We start from the raw sequence: 19,159 nt of genomic DNA, 5'->3' as shown, positions 1-19,159 counted from the left end.
AATATGCGTACAAAAATAGTACTCGCCGGCATACAATTACTGCTTGCAACAGCAGGTTTTGCCCAGCAAAAGAAGCCGGTTACCAAATCGCCGGTAGCAGGTCTTAAGGCATCAATAACGGCCGGAGAAGCAGTGTATACGCAATTTTGTGTATCCTGTCATTTACCCGATGGAGGTGGCGTTGAAAACCTGAATCCACCTTTAATTAAAACTGCTTTTATAAACGGGCCTAAACCCAGGCTGATAACAACCGTACTGAATGGGATGGGCCAGGTAGAAATCAATGGAGAAAGATACAACAACGTAATGCCTTCTTTTAATTACCTCACCGATAAACAGGTGGCAGACGTACTCACCTTTGTGCGCAACAGTTTTGGAAATAAAAAGCCTGCAGTAACTGCCATGGATGTGAAGATAACAAGGGCGAAAGTGGTTAAATAGTGAGTGGTGAATAGTGAATGGTGAATTTAGAGTGTTGACAATGCGAACCTTAAGACACAAATATTTAAACGAAAAATGTCCCACTTAAAATGGGACATTCTTTTTAATCTATTTTGAATCGACGGCTGTATTAAGTCAAGGCATTCCACTCAAGTTGAAAGAAATCAGACATCAAAAAATCAGACATCGAAAAATTAAGCCACCGCTTTATTCACCAGCGCTGCGGCCTCACTTAAAAGAATGGCACTTTGAACTTTCAGCCCGCTTTCGTCAATTAATGTTTTTGCTACATCAGCATTGGTACCCTGTAAACGTACAATGATTGGAATATCAATATTGCCAATTGACTGGTAGGCATCAATTACACCTTGTGCAACACGGTCACAACGAACGATACCACCAAAAATATTGATGAGGATTGCTTTTACTTTTGGATCTTTTAAAATAATGCGAAAGCCGGCCTCTACTGTTTGTGCATTCGCAGTACCGCCTACGTCCAAAAAGTTGGCAGGTTCACCACCACTTAATTTAATCATATCCATAGTTGCCATGGCAAGGCCAGCGCCATTTACCATACAGCCTACGTTACCATCCAGCTTTACAAAATTCAGGTTGAATTTTCCAGCTTCTACTTCTGTAGGATCTTCCTCACTAATATCCCTTAAGCCAGCTACATCTGCATGCCGCATCAAAGAGTTATCGTCTACGTCCATTTTACAATCCACGGCGATTATTTTATCATCACTTGTTTTGAACAATGGATTTATTTCGAGCATGCTGCAATCCAAACCAACATAAGCGTTGTATAAATTGGTCACAAATTTCACGCAGTTTTTAAAAGCATTACCACTAAGGCCAAGATTAAAAGCAATCTTGCGAGCCTGGAAAGCCTGCAGCAAACCACTTGGGTTTACCCATTCTTTGTATATTTTATCAGGTGTGTTGTGTGCCACATCTTCAATGTTCATACCGCCTTCGGTGCTGTACATAATTACATTCTGGCCTTTTGACCGGTCCATTAAAATAGACAGGTAAAATTCTTTAGTAGGATTAGGACCGTCATAATAAACATCCTGCGCTACCAGTACTTTGTTAACCAGTTTACCGGCAGGGCCTGTCTGGATGGTTACCAATGTACCGCCTATTAAATTTTGTGCTATTTCTTTGACTGCTTCGGCATTCTTACCTACCGCAACTCCACGCTGCTCTTTACCACGGATGGTACCCTTACCACGGCCACCAGCATGTATCTGCGCCTTCACTACAGCAAACTTACTATCGTATAGGGTATGTATCTGGCGGTATGCTTCTTCTGCCTCGGCAGGTGTATTGCAGGCAATGCCTTCCTGCACTGGAACATTGAATTTTTTAAGCAGCTCTTTAGCCTGGTATTCGTGAAGGTTCATGTTTGGAGAAATTTTTTGCGAAGATAAGAAGGGAAGGGGAAATAAGCAGGATATAATTTAACCCTGATCCTCCTGCAGGAGAGTCATAGAAAAGTGGCTTATTCGTCACTTGACTGCAGCGTAAAAATGGATTATTCACTATAAGAAAGTTTTTAATTGTCAAACGCTCAAAAACTGCGTTTAGCATTCTCCATTTCCCCGCCCCTGGGGAAGAAAGCACGGGTATTTCTTTTTACCATTTTTTTAATTCAACCTTGCTTTTAGTTTCCTTTCTTTGCAAAACCATTTTGATGGTGCGGTGCAGCCTAAAATGGTGGATATAAACAGCTCTTACTACTAAACAAGCAAGCAAAATGATTACAACAATAAATGCGGCAGTTGCGTATATCCAAAGCCGTTATAAAAGCAAGCCCATCGCCGGTATTGTACTGGGAAGCGGGTTAGGTAGTTTTACAGGAGAAATGAAAATAGAAGCAGAAATTGCCTACAGGGATATCCCGCATTTTCCCGTAAGTACGGTAGAAGGCCATGATGGCAAATTAATATTTGGCGAACTGGCAGGAAAAAAAGTGGTGGCTATGATGGGACGTTTTCATTGTTATGAAGGATATACCCCACAGGAAGTTGTTTTTCCAATCAGGGTAATGAAGTTTTTAGGTATCAGCACCCTGCTCATAAGCAATGCTGCGGGTGGTATGAACCTGGATTATAAGGTGGGTGATCTGATGATTATTAAAGATCATGTTAGTCTTTTTGTTATTAATCCTTTGATCGGGAAAAATGAAGAGGTGATGGGACCCCGGTTTCCCGATATGAGTGAACCTTACAGCAAGCGTTTAATCAGCCAGGTAAAAGCAATTGCCGCCAAAGAAAATCTGGATGTTAAAGAAGGCGTTTATTGCGGTGTTACAGGACCAACATTTGAAACAAGGGCTGAATATAAATTACTGCATATTATAGGAGGTGATGCGGTTGGCATGAGTACGGTGCAGGAAGTAATTGCCGCTGTACATATGGGCCTGGATGTTTTTGGAATGAGTGTAATAACCGATCTTGGCATAAGGGAAGAAGAAAATATAATTACGCATGCAGAAGTGTTGCAGGCAGCCAGGGAAGCTGAGCCAAAGCTGACACATATTTTTAAGGAATTGGTCGCCAGCTTGTAAGCATATTGCAGCAAAATTTTACCGGCTGGTTTGGTTTTGGAGCCGCATTACATATTGCCGGTGTTGAATAATTTTGAATGATGTATAAAATAGTATTTTCTTTATTGCTGCTGGGGTTTTTTCAAGCAGGTGTTGCGCAACGGGGCCTGCAAACGCTTAGAGGTGCCGCCGGTGGAATGGGCAAAGGCGGAAGCAGCAGCAAAGGCGGCAGCAAAAGTGATAGTTTGGGTTTAGGTTTTGAGCATAGAGATGACTTAAAAGATACCATCACGGTTACTTTCAAATACCTTGATTCTATCCGCAACATCCGCATTGACACCAACCTCAACGATTTTTATAAATATTTTTCTATACCTGCTACCGAACAATACCTGGGTAACAATGGCAACGCCGGCTATTCACTTATTTATGCGCCTCATGCAAAAGCAGGGTGGGATGCAGGGTTCCATGCATTTGATGCTTACAAATACACATTAGAAAACAGTCGCTTTTTTAAAACTACCAAGCCCTATACCCGGATGAATTATGAACTGGGTTCGGGCAAGGAACAGGTGGTAAGTATTATCCATACCCAGAACCCCAAACCCAATTTAAATTTTGGTTTAGAATATAGATTGATCAGTGCGCCGGGCTATTTTTCTTCTCAAAATACCAACCATAAAAGTTACCGGCTTTTTAGTAACTACCAGGGTAAGCGAAAAAGATACGGAGGCTATTTTATGCTGATGGGCAACGTGCTGAAAAGTTCGGAAAGCGGCGGTATTAAAAACGACAGTCTGCTAGTAGATAAAACCTTTAAACTATTTGCCATACCGGTAAATCTCGGTGGCAATAATTCTTCTTTCAATCCTTTCAACACAACTGTTACAACAGGTAATGTATATAAAGATTTTACCTTCTTTTTAAGACAATCATACGACCTGGGCAAAAAAGATTCCATTGCCATCAACGACAGCACCACTGAATATTTATTTTATTCAAAGCTGCGTTTTCAACACACGTTAAATTACAGCAGTTATAATTACCAATTCAGGGATTTGATATCTGCTGACACCAGCTATTACGTAAACTATTACGATACCACTATGATGGTGGATACTTCCACTTCAACTCGAAAGGATAGCCTGGTAGTTACAGATAAATGGAAAGTAGTATCGAATGATTTTTCTATTATCACTTATCCTGATACAAAAAACGTTGCACAGTATTTAATGGCAGGCGCCCGCATTGAAAACATCAAAGGCACTTTTGCAACAGGCACCCACAATTTTTACAATATTACGTTACATGGCGAGTACCGCAATAAAACCCGTAACCGGTTGTGGGATATACTGGCCAATGGAGAATTGTATATGGCCGGACTGAATTCCGGTGATTACAGTATCAATGCTTCGCTGGCAAGATACCTGAACAAAAAATGGGGAAATGTGCGGCTGGCTTTCAGCAATGTAAACCGAACGCCTTCTTTTATTTTTAACACGCTCTCTTCTTTCAATTTCGGCAATGCCGGTGGCTATAAAAAAGAAAATGTCATTAGCTTAAAAGCTAACGCAGACAACCCTTTTGTAAGTTTATCCGCCGCTAATTATTTAATTACCAACTACGCTTATTTTACAGGATTTTATAAAACTGCGCAATATAGTAAGGTGATTAATTTGCTGCAGTTAAGTGCGGCAAAGAAAATAAAATTAACCAAACGATGGAATCTGTATGCGGAAGCCACATTGCAGCAAACGGATGCCGCAGCACCGGTAAAGGTGCCGCTGATTTTTACGCGTAACCGCCTGGCATACGAAGGCTTATTTTTTAAAAATCTTAATTTGAGTACAGGGTTGGAGTTCAGGTATTACACTCCATACAAAGCTTATAACTACTCGCCGGTTATGGGGCAGTTCTTTGTACCCGATACCAGTTTTACCATCAGGAACAGGCCGGATATTAGCGCTTTCGTGCATTTTAGAATAAAATCTTTTACTGCTTTTATACGGGCAGAGAATTTAAATACCATGGATTTTTCAAACGGGTTCGGGTTTACAAAAAATAATTTTGCGGCCCCTCATTATGCTTACCCGGGTTTGGTGATAAGATTTGGCATACAGTGGAATTTTGTGAATTGATGTTTACCGGGATATTGTAAGCCAGCATTTTAACGATTTACTGTAATCCCTGATCGCTATATTTGTATTGTATTAAAACCAGCAATGGTATGGTAATTACAATAAAAAAAATATTAAATTTTATACTCTCTTTATTCAGAAAAAAAGACTGCTGCAAATGAAAAATGTTGTTCTATTAATGATAATGTTGGGTGTTTCCGCCGGCACGAGGGCACAGGTAAAGGTTGAACAGATGGCGCCTGAAATTGCTTTACCCGGACTAAAAGACAGCACGGTGCATTTATCTTCATTGAAGGGAAAAGTGGTACTGATAGATTTTTGGGCAAGCTGGTGTGGTCCGTGCAGAGCTTCTATACCTAGTGTAATTAGTCTTTATAACAAATACAAAGCAAAAGGTTTTGAAGTTTTTGGTGTTTCTATCGACAGCAAAAAGCGTGACTGGATAAAAGCAATTGAGCAGGATAAAATCAACTACACACAGGTAAATGATAAAGCCGGCTGGTATTCTAAAACAGCAGAGAAATACGGGGTCAACGCCATCCCCAATACTTTTTTACTCGATAAAACAGGTAAAATTGTGGCGATAGATTTGGCTGAAGACCAACTGGAAGCTAAAATTAAAACGCTGGTGAATTGATGAACTTGTTCTACTAAAAGCCAGCTTTAAACAAATTATTTTGACAGAAATTGATTACTGAATTACTCAATTGTAAACCAGGTATAGCTTTCCGGTTCGATTGTCACCGTCAGCTCAATCATATATTTCCGGTCTAATTTCTTTTGTATTTTTTTACCTTCCTGTTCGCTTATAAGCACAGTATCTGTGGCGCCCGTATAATATAATGGCACCTGGATGGTCCTTCTGATTTTTTCCTTTAATGGGTTGTATAACATCAATAATCCTTTTGTTTTTAATGCAGGATTTACATGCAGTATGCCATCCCAATCCCGGCCGTCTGCTCGGCGCAGGTGAATGATATCCGCATTGAGAATAGCACGGTATTTTTTATACCAGTTGATTACATTGACAACTGTTTGTTTGGTTGCATCAGTATCATACAATCTTGGTCCGCGGTAACAAGCCTGCACGCCGGCACCATAGTATTGCATCATTAATTGTTTGTAATCTTTCAGGTGTTCACTTAATGGCTCTAGTACTGCCTCTTCCCCGCCACCCTGGTACCTTGTTAATGGTACAAAGCCCCAACCCATAGAGGGTGTTTTTTCCCAGGTGCCATCATAAATATTCTGGCGGTTCAGTATTTTTTGATTTTCTCTTGGTAAAGAAAAATTTACTTCACGATAGCCTACCGCAATTTTATTTGTACCATCTAAAAAATACCAGTCAGGGGCGTTGATATAAACCCCCTGTTCACTCAGCCAGTGATATAAGTCTTTTTGAATGGCCATTTGTTTCCATTGACTGTCATCTAAACCGGTATGGCCGGGATGTGTTGTGGAGGCACAAACATCGCCCGGGTAAGGGCCGTCGTTTTCCCAGATATCAAAGCCGGTTTGCGAAAAAAAATATTTTATTTTATCCCGGTATGCCAGTCCCCATTTGCTGCCGAAGCAAGGTGCATTGCCAAAAAAGGCGCCGCCTGTTTTACCTGTAACCGGGTTGATTACATCGTCTTCTTCACTAATGCGTCTTGAACTAAATAGTGAATAGCCGCCAATTTTAATATTTTTTTGATGTGCATATGCAGCAAGTGCTTGCCACTTTTTAATGTTAGAGGCCGAAGAATCTTCCATATTTAGATGGCTGCCGAAGCTAAGTATGATGGCTTCGTATCCTGTAGCAGCGCATTGATCAACGGCCCTTTTTACTTCTTGATCATTTTTGCTTACGAGGTGCATAAAAATAGGATTCGCTGTCGTCCAGGGAGCAACAGTGGTGTACATTTTTCTTACGGCTAATCCTCTTCTTTCCCGGTCATAGCTGTCCATCAATAACTCAAAACTGCGAACGGATGTAAAGGATGCGCCTGGCGATAATTCAATACCAGCAACTTTATCAGGATACACTTCTAAAATGCAGGGTGTATTATAATCATAATTTACCTGCGAAGTGTAGGTAGAATCAATTTTCCAATGGAGGGTTTGGTCACTGATTTCGTATCGCATGGCATTGTTGAAGGCATAATTTGTTTCAACGTACAAGCCTTGCTGTTTTTTCATTTTATCCGGGCTGCCCACTACGGCGCTTTCTTCTTCCACTGCCGCAAGCAGTTCATTTTTCACACGACCGATCATTACCGGCGCTGTTCCGGTATTTTCAATTTCAACCCACTTTGAAATCAAAGGAAGGTTATCATAAATAGCATAGTTTACTTTTATCATTACATTTTTAACAGCAGCCTGCGGATTGTTGAAAAAGAGAGTGAGCACTTTGCCGGAAGGTTGTTTTTTATTGTATGCCCACCAGTTGTTTGGTTTCCATTCTACAAAGGGTTTTAATTCACTGATAGTGTAGTTGCTAAACTGGAAATCGTCGTCACCTTTTGCATAGGTTGACAGCCACTCATTGAGCAGGTAGGCTTTTTCCTTTTGGCCCCTTAACCCGCCCACGTTGTACGCAGTGCCATTAATAGTCACCATGGCTTCCGGTAATACCGCCCGCAATAATTGCTGACCTGTGACCATATTTTTATAGTCAGTGCAAACCAAATTGGGGGAAAGTAAGAAGGTTCTTTTCACCAGCCCGTTGTATAGTATAATGCTCCTTTTATCGGCACTGCTAAAAACCGCCGCCTTCACAACAGGAGCTTTTATTAACCAGTCTGATTCAGACAGCATATCGTTTTTGCCGGGCCAGGTAATAATGTCTTTGTGTTGAGCAAAGCCAATTTCACAACAAAGGATGGTAACAGCTAAGCAAATTAAACGGAAAGAGTTAAGCATTTTATAATTGTTAGTTTGGACGTTCAGTCTCAGGTATCCAGTCTCGTGAACCAAGCATATAGTATCCAGTTTCTACTCACTTGCTTCAACAAAATATCCGAGTACTGGCTTGTTATTGATTAATACGGTTACAGGGTAGGTGATCTCTTCAGCGAACTTATAACCGAAGCGTAATACACCATCGCTGATGGTATAATCTACCGTCTTGATTTTCTTTTTCTTCTCATCACCAATAGCCAGGGCCACAATATCGATATTTGTATTACCCGACAGCCTGCAACTGAATTGTACTGTTTTACTGGTACTGGTTTTTATATAACCAGTGTTGGGGGAAAAGCTGCCGACACCAAATTCGTACGCCGCATTTTTAACTAACGGCATCGAGAAAAAATCATTTTTGCTTTTTATTCCCGGGCCTAATAACCAGGCATGATTGTCTGGTAAATGCTGGTAATTAAAAATAGTTTTATCTGCAAAAAAGTAAGCGTCGTTAAATTCTTTTGTAAACGTTGTTAGCCTATCATCCGTATAACCACTGCCCAAAGTCGGGTCAACATAAAACCACGATTCCGGACTTGTGCCCAATTGAACCACGTTCCAGGTATGGTTAAAAGTTTCCGGCTTATCTGTAAACTGCTCCACACTGTTTCTTAAATACCCATCTACTGTAAGGCAGCGGATTTTTGCCACGCTGCACATATCCTGAAACAGGGCCGCATAACCGGCTGAAGTTGCTTTTCTGAATTTCAGCACATCTTCGGCAATATTTTTCTCATTGTCATTTTTTTTTGCCGACTTGTAATCAAAGGCAATGTTATTGGCTATCCAGTCAAAAATAGCCCTGGCCTTATCTTTATTATCAGGAAATTTTTTGGTAACAATATAGCTGATGGTACCCATATTGAGTGTATCCAACGTGCCCAGCGATTTTACATATTCATCCACTACTCTGAAATCTTCGTGGCGGTTTTGGGCAATTAATTTTGTGCTGATCAAAACAAGTAAAAGAAGTACTATTTTTTTTGTGTCTGGTATCATGCAATAAAATTAAGTATACAAAAGTTAAAACAACGTGATTTTGTTTTTATGAAATATTGCTGAAATTTGCAGCAATAAACAATGATACAATTTACAACAACCATATTAAAATTCGGGGAACAGGGAGAGAAAACCGGCTGGACGTACATTGTAATTCCGGCTGCTTTGGCACAGCAATTATCGCCTGGTAATAAGAAGTCGTTCAGGGTAAAAGGTAAGCTGGATGAGCACCCTATTAGCGGTATGGCATTGATCCCGATGGGAGCGGGAGATTTTATTATGGCATTGAAAATCGATCTGCGCAAGGCAATTGGTAAACAAAAAGGGGCCCAACTGCAGGTGCAATTGGCGGTAGATAAAAAGCCTTACGAAGTAAATAAGTGGCTGATGGAATGTTTGCAGGATGAGCCTGCAGCCATGCAATATTTTCAATCGCTTCCAAAATCGCACAAGCACTATTTTAGTAAATGGATCGAAAGTGCCAAGACAGAACCCACCAAAACAAAACGCATTGCAATGGCAGTAAATGCCATGAGTAAAAAGATGGACTTTGGCCAGATGCTGCGCTCAGCAAAAGAAGACACTCAACTTTTAAAAGGTTGAGAAGGCGCCTTTAAGGAATTATCCGCTGCAAATTACTGACTATAAAAAATTGATAACTACATGAAGTCACTAATGTATAACTTGTGTCAACCTCCTTCATAGCCAGTGTTTCCAGTAGATTACTTTCATTACAATTCTCCCTTAAAGAATTACCCTTAACAACAAGGCAAAACCAACATCTTTTTTAGGATTGTCTTTTACGGTTACAATATGTAAACCGGCGGGTGTCCATACTTTAAAAATATCTCCTTTTTTATGTGCTGCAATGGCTGCGTCTAACTGTTGCAGCATAGCGCCGCGTACAAACCAGCCCAGATCCCCGCCATTTGAAGAAGAGCCACGATCGGCGCTGTAGGTGGCTGCCATATCACTAAAACTACTGGTACCGGCCTGGATTTTATTGATGATAGAGGTTGACATCGAATCGGCAAAATTCTTTTTAAACAGCGTCGTGTCAAGTAAAATATGGCTTACATGGTAATAGGTGTTGGGTACTTTAGCCAGCACTTTTATCAGGTAGTTGGCGCCTTTCCAGGGGCCATATACTTTGCCTACTTTTCCTTTATAAGCAAGGCTGTCTGCAAGTCCTAAAAAGGAAGTGCTGCTCATTACAGCAACTGTGTCAATTTTGTATTTTTTCTTCAGCCGATATTTTACATAGCCGATGGGATCGCTGGTGGTATCCAGAACTTTTTTCATTTCAGCAACTGTTTGGCCAAACACATTTGCACCTGCAATAAGCAGTGCAGCAACAAGAATAAATTTTTTCACAGAATTTTTTTAGACTTTTAATTTTTTGGTCACCGACTTTACCAGTTTTTTAAATTCATCCAACTTGCCGGCTTGCTGCTGAATAAAAGAATTGTCTTCCAGACTTCCTACCACCTTATTCATTTCTTCGGTAGTTTCGTATACCATCTTTCTGAAAGGGTTGGTATAGTCTTTCGCCCTTGACTCATAAATTTCTTTGCACATCCAGGTTTTTGTTTCCACTGCCTGTTGCAATAAATTGATAAAATAATCAGCTGTAAACTGCCTTGGGGTAATAGAACGTATTTCCAAAAGAGAAGTGTAGGCATGATACATTTTATCACGCTGGTAGTTGACACCTTCTGTTATGTAGAAATGATGTACTTCTTCCCAGCTCTTTACCTTGCCGCTTTTAATATTTCTTTTTAATGTTTCCATCTCTGTTTGCTGAATCAATTGCCCGCCGATGTTTAACCACGTACTGCGTTGTATTTTGGCAGACAGTGTTTTTTTGAATTCATCAAAACTGCGGAATTTATTGGTTAAAAAATGATTCAGCAATTGCATAGTGCCATAATACCGGATTAGTTCAGCAAACAAAGTAGTGGCCTGTGATACCTTTACTATTTCGATTGTACGGTTTGTATTTTCGTATCCATTTGTTGTTGCAATACCTTCTTCATTTGGTTCGAGGGTAGTCAATATTTTAAGTGCATCAAACAATTCGTTAATGGTATCAGGCGCTAAATAATCATATTCAAGTTGTTGAATTTTATCCGTGCGCCGGTCGCGGTCTGCATATTTCCATGCATTGCGTTCCAGCGCATACATGTTGTACATAAACCAGTAGCCCGGCATGATGACCAATACATCCCTGGCCACATCGTTACTTACCAAACTGAAAGGGAAAGGAATATTTAGTTCCGCAGGAAAATCGCCCTTGGCCAGGATATTAAACGAAGCAAATTTTGAATTGTGTTTAAGGCTCACGCACAGCCCGGGCCAAAACCCCCTGCCGGCAACAATTTCACCATCAGGGCTGCGGCTGTTGTGATTGCTGCCAATGGTAGCTCCCGCTGCCATATTGCTCTGCCCCATCAGCAGGGAAGCGCATAAGAAAGAGTTATTATGGTGCTGCTCATGGGCCGGAAATATCAGGGAGTTTAATACTTCGCAACAACTGATCGTAGCATTGTTACCTAAATAAGAGTTAAGCAACCGGGCGCCATATTTTAATTGTGAATGGCTGGCCATTACAAAACGGACTGCCTTAACGCCGTAAAATATCCTGCATCCGTATCCTACAATACCATTCACCAGTTCGCAACCTTCGCCAATTTGCGAAGTGCGTTCTGCATCACTGTTAATGGTGAGGTTTTTTAATTTATTGGCACCTTTTAAATAGGCGTCGGTACCAATCATAACATCCTTAATAATCCTGCAGTTTTTTATTACTGTCCGGTCGCCTATTTTACCATAGTATCCACGACGGCTGTCAAATTTTTGCAGGGTAAAGGTTTTAAATTTATCCAGTAAAGCGTCATCGGTTCTGTACTTGCTCCACATAAATGCATCACCTGGCAGCATGCCGTCAAACGGCAACACTTTTCGCCCGCCATTTTCATTGCATAATTCCATCCAGATTCTCGTCTCCTCTTCTTCTCCTTCAGTGATGATACCGTTGCCAAATTTTGCTTTTTCAGTAGCGGCAATTTCGTTTACATTGGCAATCATTACTTCGTTGCCAATAATGTAATGACTCAAATAATTGACGTTATCAATGCAAATATTGTTACCCAAATCGCAGCTGATTATTGTGCTGTTATACAAACCAACAGGCATGCGCAGGTTATGAAATTCAAGATAAAAAGGCTCCAGGTTACCGATGCGTACCAACCCATAAAATTTACAGTTTCTGACAAGCTCAGCATTGAAGAAAGAAGAGACAAATATCAGGTCCCAGTTATCAGATGTATTGCGGTTGCGAACCAGTGTTTCAATTTCCTGCGAGTTTAATTTTCTATAAACGGTATCAGCCGTATTCTGGATATTGCGCAAATAATATTCATCTTTTCCTGCCGGAATATATTGTGTTTCAACAAAATTATACCCCAGGTTATTTACGGCGTGTTTTTGTATGATGTTCATCCTTAATAATTGATAATTGGATAACGAAAATTGATAATTCCTTCGATGCGAAGTTTGTTCTTTTAATTGCCGGTGAATTCTGACAGTTTTTATGGCATATTGAGTTTCACGGGTATTTTAAAAAATTATCATTATTCAACGGTCACACTTTTTGCCAGGTTCCTGGGCTTATCTACATCCACACCTTTAGCGATGCCTACATAATACGACAGCAATTGTAATGGGATGCAGCTTAATAATGGCGCCATAATTTCATCGGCAGGCGGTACAAAAAATACGTCGTCTGCCAGGCTCGGAATAACATCATCGCCTTCGGAAATGATGGCGATTACTTTTCCTTTTCTTGCTTTTATTTCCTGGATGTTACTCACAATTTTTTCGTGGTAACTGTCTTTGGTAGCCACAAAAACCACCGGTAAAATTTCTGTTACCAACGCTATCGGGCCGTGTTTCATTTCTGCTGCCGGATAGCCTTCTGCATGTATATAGCTGATCTCTTTCAGTTTTAACGCACCTTCCAGGGCAATCGGAAAATTATAACCACGTCCTAAAAACAAGGCGTCTGCTGCGCCTTTGTATTTTTCGGCAATCGCTTTAATGGCATTGGCTCCTTTTAAAATAGCTTCCACTTTTTCAGGAATGGAATCCAGTTCGAACAATAATTTGCTGTAGCGTTCATCTGTTATCGTGCCTTTTTCTTTGGCAATTTTTAAAGCCATCATTGTCAGCACAGCAAGCTGGCCGGTAAATGCTTTGGTACTGGCAACACCGATCTCCGGCCCGGCGTGCGTATAGGCGCCACCGTTGCTTAACCTTGCAATAGAAGATCCTACTGCGTTTACAATTCCAAAAATAACAGCACCCTGTTCTTTGGCTTTTTCAATGGCCACCAGTGTATCTGCAGTTTCTCCGCTTTGTGAAATAGCAATAATAATATCGCCTTTATTAATAACCGGGTTGCGGTACCTGAACTCGGAAGCATATTCAACCTCCACTGGAATCCGGCACAATTCTTCAATCACATATTCGGCTACCAGCCCCGCATGCCAGCTGGTACCACAGGCAACAATTATAATGCGCTGTGCCGTTTTAAAAGCTTCTATATTATTTTGTACACCGCTCATGGTAATTGTACCTGCTGTGGCGTCCAAACGACCACGCAAACAGTCATGAATGGTACTGGGCTGTTCAAAAATCTCCTTCAGCATAAAATGATCGTAACCGCCCATTTCAATAGCGGCCAGGTCCATATCCAGCTTGGTTATAAAAGGGGTAATTTTTTCATTACCCAGGTTTTTGAGAATCAGTTCGTCTGGTTTTACAATCGCCAGTTCATAGTCATTCACGTACACCACTTCTTTGGTATATTCCAGCATCGGGGAGGCATCACTTCCTAAAAAATGTTCTCCTTTGCCTACGCCAATTACCAACGGACTGCCTTTGCGTGCGGCGATGATTGTACCCGGGTCATCTTCGTTGATCAGTAAAATACAGTAAGCACCCGTTACCCTTTTTAGTGCAATACGAATGGCTTCTTCCAGTCCGCAGTTGTTATTTTCTTTAATGTCTTCAATGAAATTCAGCAACACTTCCGTATCCGTATCGCTGGTAAAGTGGTAGCCTTTATTTACAAGGTCTTTTTTAAGCTGCACATAATTTTCAATGATGCCATTGTGTATCATTGCCAGCTTGCCACTCCTGGATGTATGCGGATGCGCATTGCGGTCGCTCGGTTCGCCGTGTGTAGCCCATCTTGTATGCCCGATACCGGTATGTGCGTGCAACTCTTTACCGACTGCATATTCTTCCAGTTCGGCTACACGGCCCTTTTTCTTATACACTTTAACCGTGCCGTTTAACAGGGCAACACCGGTACTATCATAGCCCCGGTATTCCAGTCTTTTTAATCCTTTAATTACTACAGGGTATGCTTCCCTGGGGCCGGTATATCCTACAATTCCACACATATAAATTATTTTAGCCCGGCAGCAGATTAACTATTTAACTTCATTGGCGTCGCACACTTGTACCTAAATGCTTACAGGCAGGTTCCACCAATAGTACCGGGATGGTTTAATTTGCAAATTAACAAAATGCGGTCAATATAATTTTTTATTCCAGCCCGGGCAGTGCTATTCACAAAGGCTTAACTACATTTGAGCAGTAAAGCAGCTACATGAAATTATATTCAATTTTAGTTATTGTTTTTTTGATACACTGCTCAGTCCGGGCACAAAACGGGGTGCTGGCGAATGGCACTGTGATCTACCTTGTGCGGCATGGAGAAAAAGAAAGCGGCAATGACCCGGTGTTGACAACAGCCGGTAAGCAAAGAGCCGGTGATTTGCTAAAAGTGTTGAAAAGTAAAAAAGTTCAACATATCTATGTAACACAATTTCGCCGCACCCAAATGACGGCAGATAGCATGCGTATTCAACAGAATATAGATACAGTACAGTACCTGGCAGATACAACCGGCATAAGCCTGCTTGAGAAAATGGCTGCCCACAATGATTTTGGGAAAACAATTCTTGTTATCGGCCACAGTAATACGATACCTGTACTTATAAAAAAGCTGGGTGTAACGCAACCGGTAAAACCTATTGCAGATAATGAATTTGATAATTTATTTGTGGTGAAATACAGGAAAGGGAAAGCGCAACTTAGCACCTTAAAGTATGGCACAAAGCCAGCAAAAGCAACAGGCATCAATACCATGCAGCCCTTACAATAAAATACCCTTTAAAAATAAATAGGCTACGGAAAAATAGATAATCAGGCCAGTCACGTCTACCAGGGTGGCTACAAATGGGGCAGAACTCACCGCAGGATCAGCACCCAATCTTTTTAAAATAAGCGGCAGCATGGATCCTGTAATGGTACCCCACAGTACCACACCAACCAGCGATACGCCCACGCTAATGGCCACCAGTAACCAGTGAATGCCATATAAATCCTGTAAAATGCCATGGCTCATCAGTATGTGCCACAGGCAGATCCTGATAAAACCAATCAGACCTAAAATACCTCCCAGTGTAAGGCCGCTAAAAATTTCCCTCCGCATCACACGCCACCAATCTGCCAGTGATACTTCGCCCACGGCCATCGCCTGTATAATGAGGGTGGAGGCCTGCGAACCGCTGTTACCACCACTTGAAGCAATCAATGGCATAAACATTACAAGCACAGTTGCTTTTGAAATTTCATCGTTAAAATAAGCCAGGGCAGTGGCGGTAAGTAATTCTCCAAAAAACAACACAATCAGCCAGCCAGCCCTCTTTTTCATCAGTTTGATAAATGGGGTATCCAGGTAAGGCTCGTCCAGGGCCTCTGTACCACCCATCTTCTGCATGTCTTCGCTAAACTCTTCATTGGCTACCCACAGTACGTCATCAATCGTAACAATGCCGAGCAATTTATTACTGCGGCTTACTACCGGCAAAGCCACCCTGTTATTCATTTTAAATGCTTCATTGGCAACCTCCTGGTCGTCTTCAGCATGCAGTGTTATTACCCTGCCATCCATTAATTCATCCACTCTCTTATCTGCCGAAGCCATGATAAAATCCTTGATACGAATATCATCCAGCAACTCTCCTTTATCATTGATCACATAAATAACGTCAATGGTTTCGCTGTTTTTGGCGTATTTACGGATGGTGTTTAATACATCTTCAACCGTATCATGTTCGTATACATAGATGTAATCAGGTGTCATCAGCCTGCCCACGCTGCCTTCCGGATAACCAAGTAAAGCCAGGGTTACACGCCTTTCTTCAGGATTCAATGTCTTGACCAATTCCCTAACTGCGTTGCTTGGCAACAAGCTTAAAAAGGCTGTACGGTCATCCGGCGGTAGTTCATTTAACAGCTCGGCGGTATTGAATGCTGGCAGGTTTTTAACGATGCGCTTCTGCGTGGAAAGCTCCAGGATTTTAAATACACTGGCGGCACGGTGCAGCGAAAGATGACTGATGATCTGGCTGTCAAAATCTTCGTTTTCATAAATGAGGTCAGCCACATCGCTGATGTTCTGATCATTTAAGAATTCTTTTATCCGCAGTTTATCTTCAGAAGCAATTACTTCTTCAAATTGTTGTTGTATGGATATTTCTTCTGTTTCTAAATCCATCTGTTTAGTATGCTTTTGGCCAACAAATTGTTAAGCTATCTATTGCACTATGTTTTACTAACATTTCTGTAAAGTCATTTTAACTTACACTAAAAGCTTAAACAACTTTACCGGAATGTCTTATCAACTTACTGGCAATATTAAATATTAAAATCGCATAAGCAGCTAAGCGGCACATTAATAAAAATGTAAATTTCCTTTTAACTAACTTGCAAATTACTCCATTTAAGTCTAAAGTGAGGTTATGTTAAAAGCAGAATTGTTTATTGATAGCTCAAACGGTAAAGGCAGAGGTGTTTTTACAAATAAAGCGATAAAGGCAGACACCGTTATTGAAGTGGCACCGGTAATAGTGATGAGTGCGGCAGACAGGTTATTGCTGGATAAAACGCTGCTGCACGATTATATTTTTGAATGGGGAAAGATGAAGGATCAATGCTGTATGGCGCTTGGGCTGGTCTCCATGTACAACCACAGTTATAAAAGCAACTGCGAGTACATAATGGATTATGAAACGGAAACTATCGCGGTACAAACAGTAAGAAAAATAAGACAGGGAGAGGAGCTTACTATCAATTACAACGGCGATTGGAATGACCCGGCGAAGCTTTGGTTTGAGGCGGATTAAGCAATATATTTATTGGTACATCTACTAATTTCAAACAACAAATTTCTATAAACACAAATTTTCAAATATGCGTATTATCAAAACAGCCTTGCTTTCATATGGCATGTCAGGAAAAATTTTTCATGCACCGTTTATTGCTGCCAACCCCGGTTTTCAATTGTGCGGGTCCTGGGAGAGAAGTAGTAAAAATATCCAAAACGATTATCCGGAAGTTACTTCCTACCCAACGCTGGAAGCTATACTGGCAGATGAAACCATCGAACTGGTGATTGTAAATACGCCCAACGAGAGTCATTACGAATATGCCACCAAAGTATTGGAAGCCGGAAAACATGCCGTGGTAGAAAAGGCTTTTACGACAACCGTAGCACAGGGCGAAGCGTTAAAAAAGCGGGCGCAACAAAAAGGCAAAATGCTAAGCGTGTACCAAAACCGCCGCTTCGACAGTGATTGCCGCACAGTGCGAAGAGTGATTACAGACAATTTATTGGGCGATATTGTGGAGGCTGAATTTCACTATGACCGTTATAAGCCGGTGATTGGTCCCAAACTGCATAAGGAAACCCCGAATGCGGGAGCCGGCCTGCTGATGGATCTCGGTCCGCACCTGATAGATGAAGCCCTGCTTATTTTTGGAATGCCGCAGGCTTTATTCGCCGATATACGCACAACAAGACCCTTTTCAAAAGTGGATGACTGGTTTGATATCCAGTTATATTATCCTGAAATCAGGGTAAGGTTAAAAGCAGGTAACATCGTCCGGGAGCCAATTCCAGCCAATGTGATACATGGAATGAAGGGATCATTTATTAAAACCCGGGGCGATGTACAGGAGGCGGATTTGCTGGCAGGTAAAAAGCCGGGCGGCGATCAATGGGGAACCGAACCTACAAGCGAACAGGGATTACTGCATACTGAAAAAGATGGTAAGGAGATCAGGGAAACCATTCCGTCGGACAGGGGTAACTACGGGGATTATTATGCTGGTATCTATGCTGCCATTGCCGAAGGCAAACCTGTTCCTGTAACTGCTGATGAGGGAATTAATATCATCCGGGTTATTGAAACTGCCATTAAAAGTAACCGGGAAAAGAAAGTGGTTGAATTATTGCTAGGTTAAGAAAACTGATTTAACAATTTGATAAAAGAAAAAACTCAATGTTTAAACATTAATTATTAACTTGCACTAAAAATAAACAATCATGGCAACAAGATCATGGGCGATAGACCCAACACACAGCGAAGTACATTTTAAAATAAAGCACCTGATGATAACTAATGTTACAGGCAGCTTTAATATCTTCCAGGCATCTGTAACAACAGAAGGCGAAGATTTTTCAACAGCAAAAATCAGTTTTACTGCTGATACCAATTCTGTTGATACAGGAAACGAACAAAGGGATGGACATTTAAAAAGTGCAGACTTTTTTGATGCTGAAAAATATCCGCAAATAAAGTTTACCGCTACAAAATCGGAGGCCGTTGATAACGATGGCTCTTACGATATGTACGGTGATCTTACCATTAAAGAGGTAACAAAAAATATCAAATTATCGGTTGAGTTTGGCGGAGTTGTGCAGGACGCTTATGGCAATACCAAGGCGGGATTCACGATCAACGGAAAAATAAACCGTAAAGATTTTGGATTAACCTGGAGCGCTGTAACAGAAGCAGGCGGTGTAGTAGTGAGCGATGAGGTTAGAATTATCAGTGAAATACAATTGATTGAGCAGGCCTGATTTAGCTGATTCAAAATAATCAAAATAATATTGACAAGTGCTGCTTATGAATAAGCGGCACTTTTTTATAGGAATTTCTTTATTAAT

The 19,159-nt window shown here is 41.1% G+C and carries 16 protein-coding genes; 9 read left to right on the top strand and 7 right to left on the bottom strand.

Features of this window, described 5'->3' with window-relative positions; genetic code table 11:
- Positions 1-3: 3 nt before the first annotated feature.
- Entirely contained in the window at positions 4-441 is a 438-nt protein-coding gene (locus tag QWZ08_RS09190; protein ID WP_290337099.1) for a c-type cytochrome, read from the top strand.
- Between the two features lie 194 nt (positions 442-635).
- Here QWZ08_RS09190 and sucC read toward each other — a convergent pair whose 3' ends face one another.
- Positions 636-1,847, bottom strand: a complete 1,212-nt coding sequence (gene sucC / locus QWZ08_RS09185) for an ADP-forming succinate--CoA ligase subunit beta (RefSeq protein WP_290337098.1) — start codon at positions 1,845-1,847, stop codon at positions 636-638.
- Between the two features lie 353 nt (positions 1,848-2,200).
- Here sucC and QWZ08_RS09180 point away from each other — a divergent pair, with 353 nt between their 5' ends.
- The 3 genes from QWZ08_RS09180 (at position 2,201) to QWZ08_RS09170 (ending at position 5,767) form a co-directional block, all read left to right on the top strand.
- A complete protein-coding gene (locus tag QWZ08_RS09180; RefSeq protein ID WP_290337097.1) occupies positions 2,201-3,013 on the top strand; it encodes a purine-nucleoside phosphorylase in 813 nt (270 codons plus the stop codon).
- 77 nt (positions 3,014-3,090) lie between these two features.
- A complete protein-coding gene (locus QWZ08_RS09175; protein ID WP_290337096.1) occupies positions 3,091-5,130 on the top strand; it encodes a putative porin in 2,040 nt (679 codons plus the stop codon).
- Between the two features lie 157 nt (positions 5,131-5,287).
- Positions 5,288-5,767 carry a TlpA family protein disulfide reductase gene (locus QWZ08_RS09170; RefSeq protein ID WP_290337095.1) on the top strand — a complete coding sequence of 160 codons (480 nt, stop codon included), beginning with the start codon at positions 5,288-5,290 and terminating at the stop codon, positions 5,765-5,767.
- Positions 5,768-5,829: 62 nt separating this feature from the next.
- On the opposite strand, the gene QWZ08_RS09165 is transcribed toward QWZ08_RS09170, so the two are convergent.
- Complete coding sequence (locus QWZ08_RS09165) at positions 5,830-8,034, bottom strand: alpha-galactosidase (RefSeq protein ID WP_290337094.1); 2,205 nt, start codon at positions 8,032-8,034, stop codon at positions 5,830-5,832.
- A 72-nt stretch (positions 8,035-8,106) separates the two neighbouring features.
- The gene (locus QWZ08_RS09160; protein ID WP_290337093.1) at positions 8,107-9,072 is read right to left on the bottom strand and encodes a transglutaminase domain-containing protein; all 966 of its coding nucleotides are present in this window, start codon (positions 9,070-9,072) and stop codon (positions 8,107-8,109) included.
- A gap of 81 nt (positions 9,073-9,153) precedes the next feature.
- Between QWZ08_RS09160 and QWZ08_RS09155 the strand changes: the two genes are divergently transcribed.
- Positions 9,154-9,675 carry a YdeI/OmpD-associated family protein gene (locus tag QWZ08_RS09155; RefSeq protein WP_290337092.1) on the top strand — a complete coding sequence of 174 codons (522 nt, stop codon included), beginning with the start codon at positions 9,154-9,156 and terminating at the stop codon, positions 9,673-9,675.
- Positions 9,676-9,816: 141 nt separating this feature from the next.
- Here the strand turns inward: QWZ08_RS09155 and QWZ08_RS09150 are convergent, their stop codons facing one another.
- The 3 genes from QWZ08_RS09150 to glmS all read right to left on the bottom strand — a co-directional run bounded on the left by QWZ08_RS09150 (position 9,817) and on the right by glmS (position 14,540).
- The gene (locus QWZ08_RS09150) at positions 9,817-10,446 is read right to left on the bottom strand and encodes a peptidylprolyl isomerase (protein WP_290337091.1); all 630 of its coding nucleotides are present in this window, start codon (positions 10,444-10,446) and stop codon (positions 9,817-9,819) included.
- A 9-nt stretch (positions 10,447-10,455) separates the two neighbouring features.
- Positions 10,456-12,573, bottom strand: coding sequence for a DUF4954 family protein (locus tag QWZ08_RS09145; RefSeq protein ID WP_290337090.1), 2,118 nt, complete (start codon positions 12,571-12,573; stop codon positions 10,456-10,458).
- A 131-nt stretch (positions 12,574-12,704) separates the two neighbouring features.
- Entirely contained in the window at positions 12,705-14,540 is a 1,836-nt protein-coding gene (gene glmS, locus QWZ08_RS09140; protein ID WP_290337089.1) for a glutamine--fructose-6-phosphate transaminase (isomerizing), read from the bottom strand.
- Between the two features lie 209 nt (positions 14,541-14,749).
- Between glmS and QWZ08_RS09135 the strand changes: the two genes are divergently transcribed.
- Positions 14,750-15,307, top strand: coding sequence for a histidine phosphatase family protein (locus tag QWZ08_RS09135; protein ID WP_290337088.1), 558 nt, complete (start codon positions 14,750-14,752; stop codon positions 15,305-15,307).
- Here QWZ08_RS09135 and mgtE read toward each other — a convergent pair.
- Entirely contained in the window at positions 15,299-16,705 is a 1,407-nt protein-coding gene (gene mgtE, locus QWZ08_RS09130; protein WP_290337087.1) for a magnesium transporter, read from the bottom strand. The genes QWZ08_RS09135 and mgtE overlap by 9 nt on opposite strands.
- A 244-nt stretch (positions 16,706-16,949) precedes the next feature.
- On the opposite strand from mgtE, the gene QWZ08_RS09125 reads away from it, so the two are divergent.
- The 3 genes from QWZ08_RS09125 (at position 16,950) to QWZ08_RS09115 (ending at position 19,072) form a co-directional block, all read left to right on the top strand.
- The gene (locus QWZ08_RS09125) at positions 16,950-17,333 is read left to right on the top strand and encodes an SET domain-containing protein (RefSeq protein ID WP_290337086.1); all 384 of its coding nucleotides are present in this window, start codon (positions 16,950-16,952) and stop codon (positions 17,331-17,333) included.
- Positions 17,334-17,400: 67 nt separating this feature from the next.
- Positions 17,401-18,453 (top strand): Gfo/Idh/MocA family oxidoreductase, encoded by a 1,053-nt coding sequence (locus tag QWZ08_RS09120; protein WP_290337085.1) that lies wholly within the window; start codon positions 17,401-17,403, stop codon positions 18,451-18,453.
- An 82-nt stretch (positions 18,454-18,535) separates the two neighbouring features.
- Entirely contained in the window at positions 18,536-19,072 is a 537-nt protein-coding gene (locus QWZ08_RS09115; RefSeq protein ID WP_290337084.1) for a YceI family protein, read from the top strand.
- Positions 19,073-19,159 lie beyond the last annotated feature (87 nt).

It is taken from the genome of Ferruginibacter paludis, from assembly GCF_030409685.1.
Lineage (GTDB): Bacteria > Bacteroidota > Bacteroidia > Chitinophagales > Chitinophagaceae > Ferruginibacter > Ferruginibacter paludis.
This window is presented reverse-complemented; position numbering and strand designations above follow the sequence as displayed.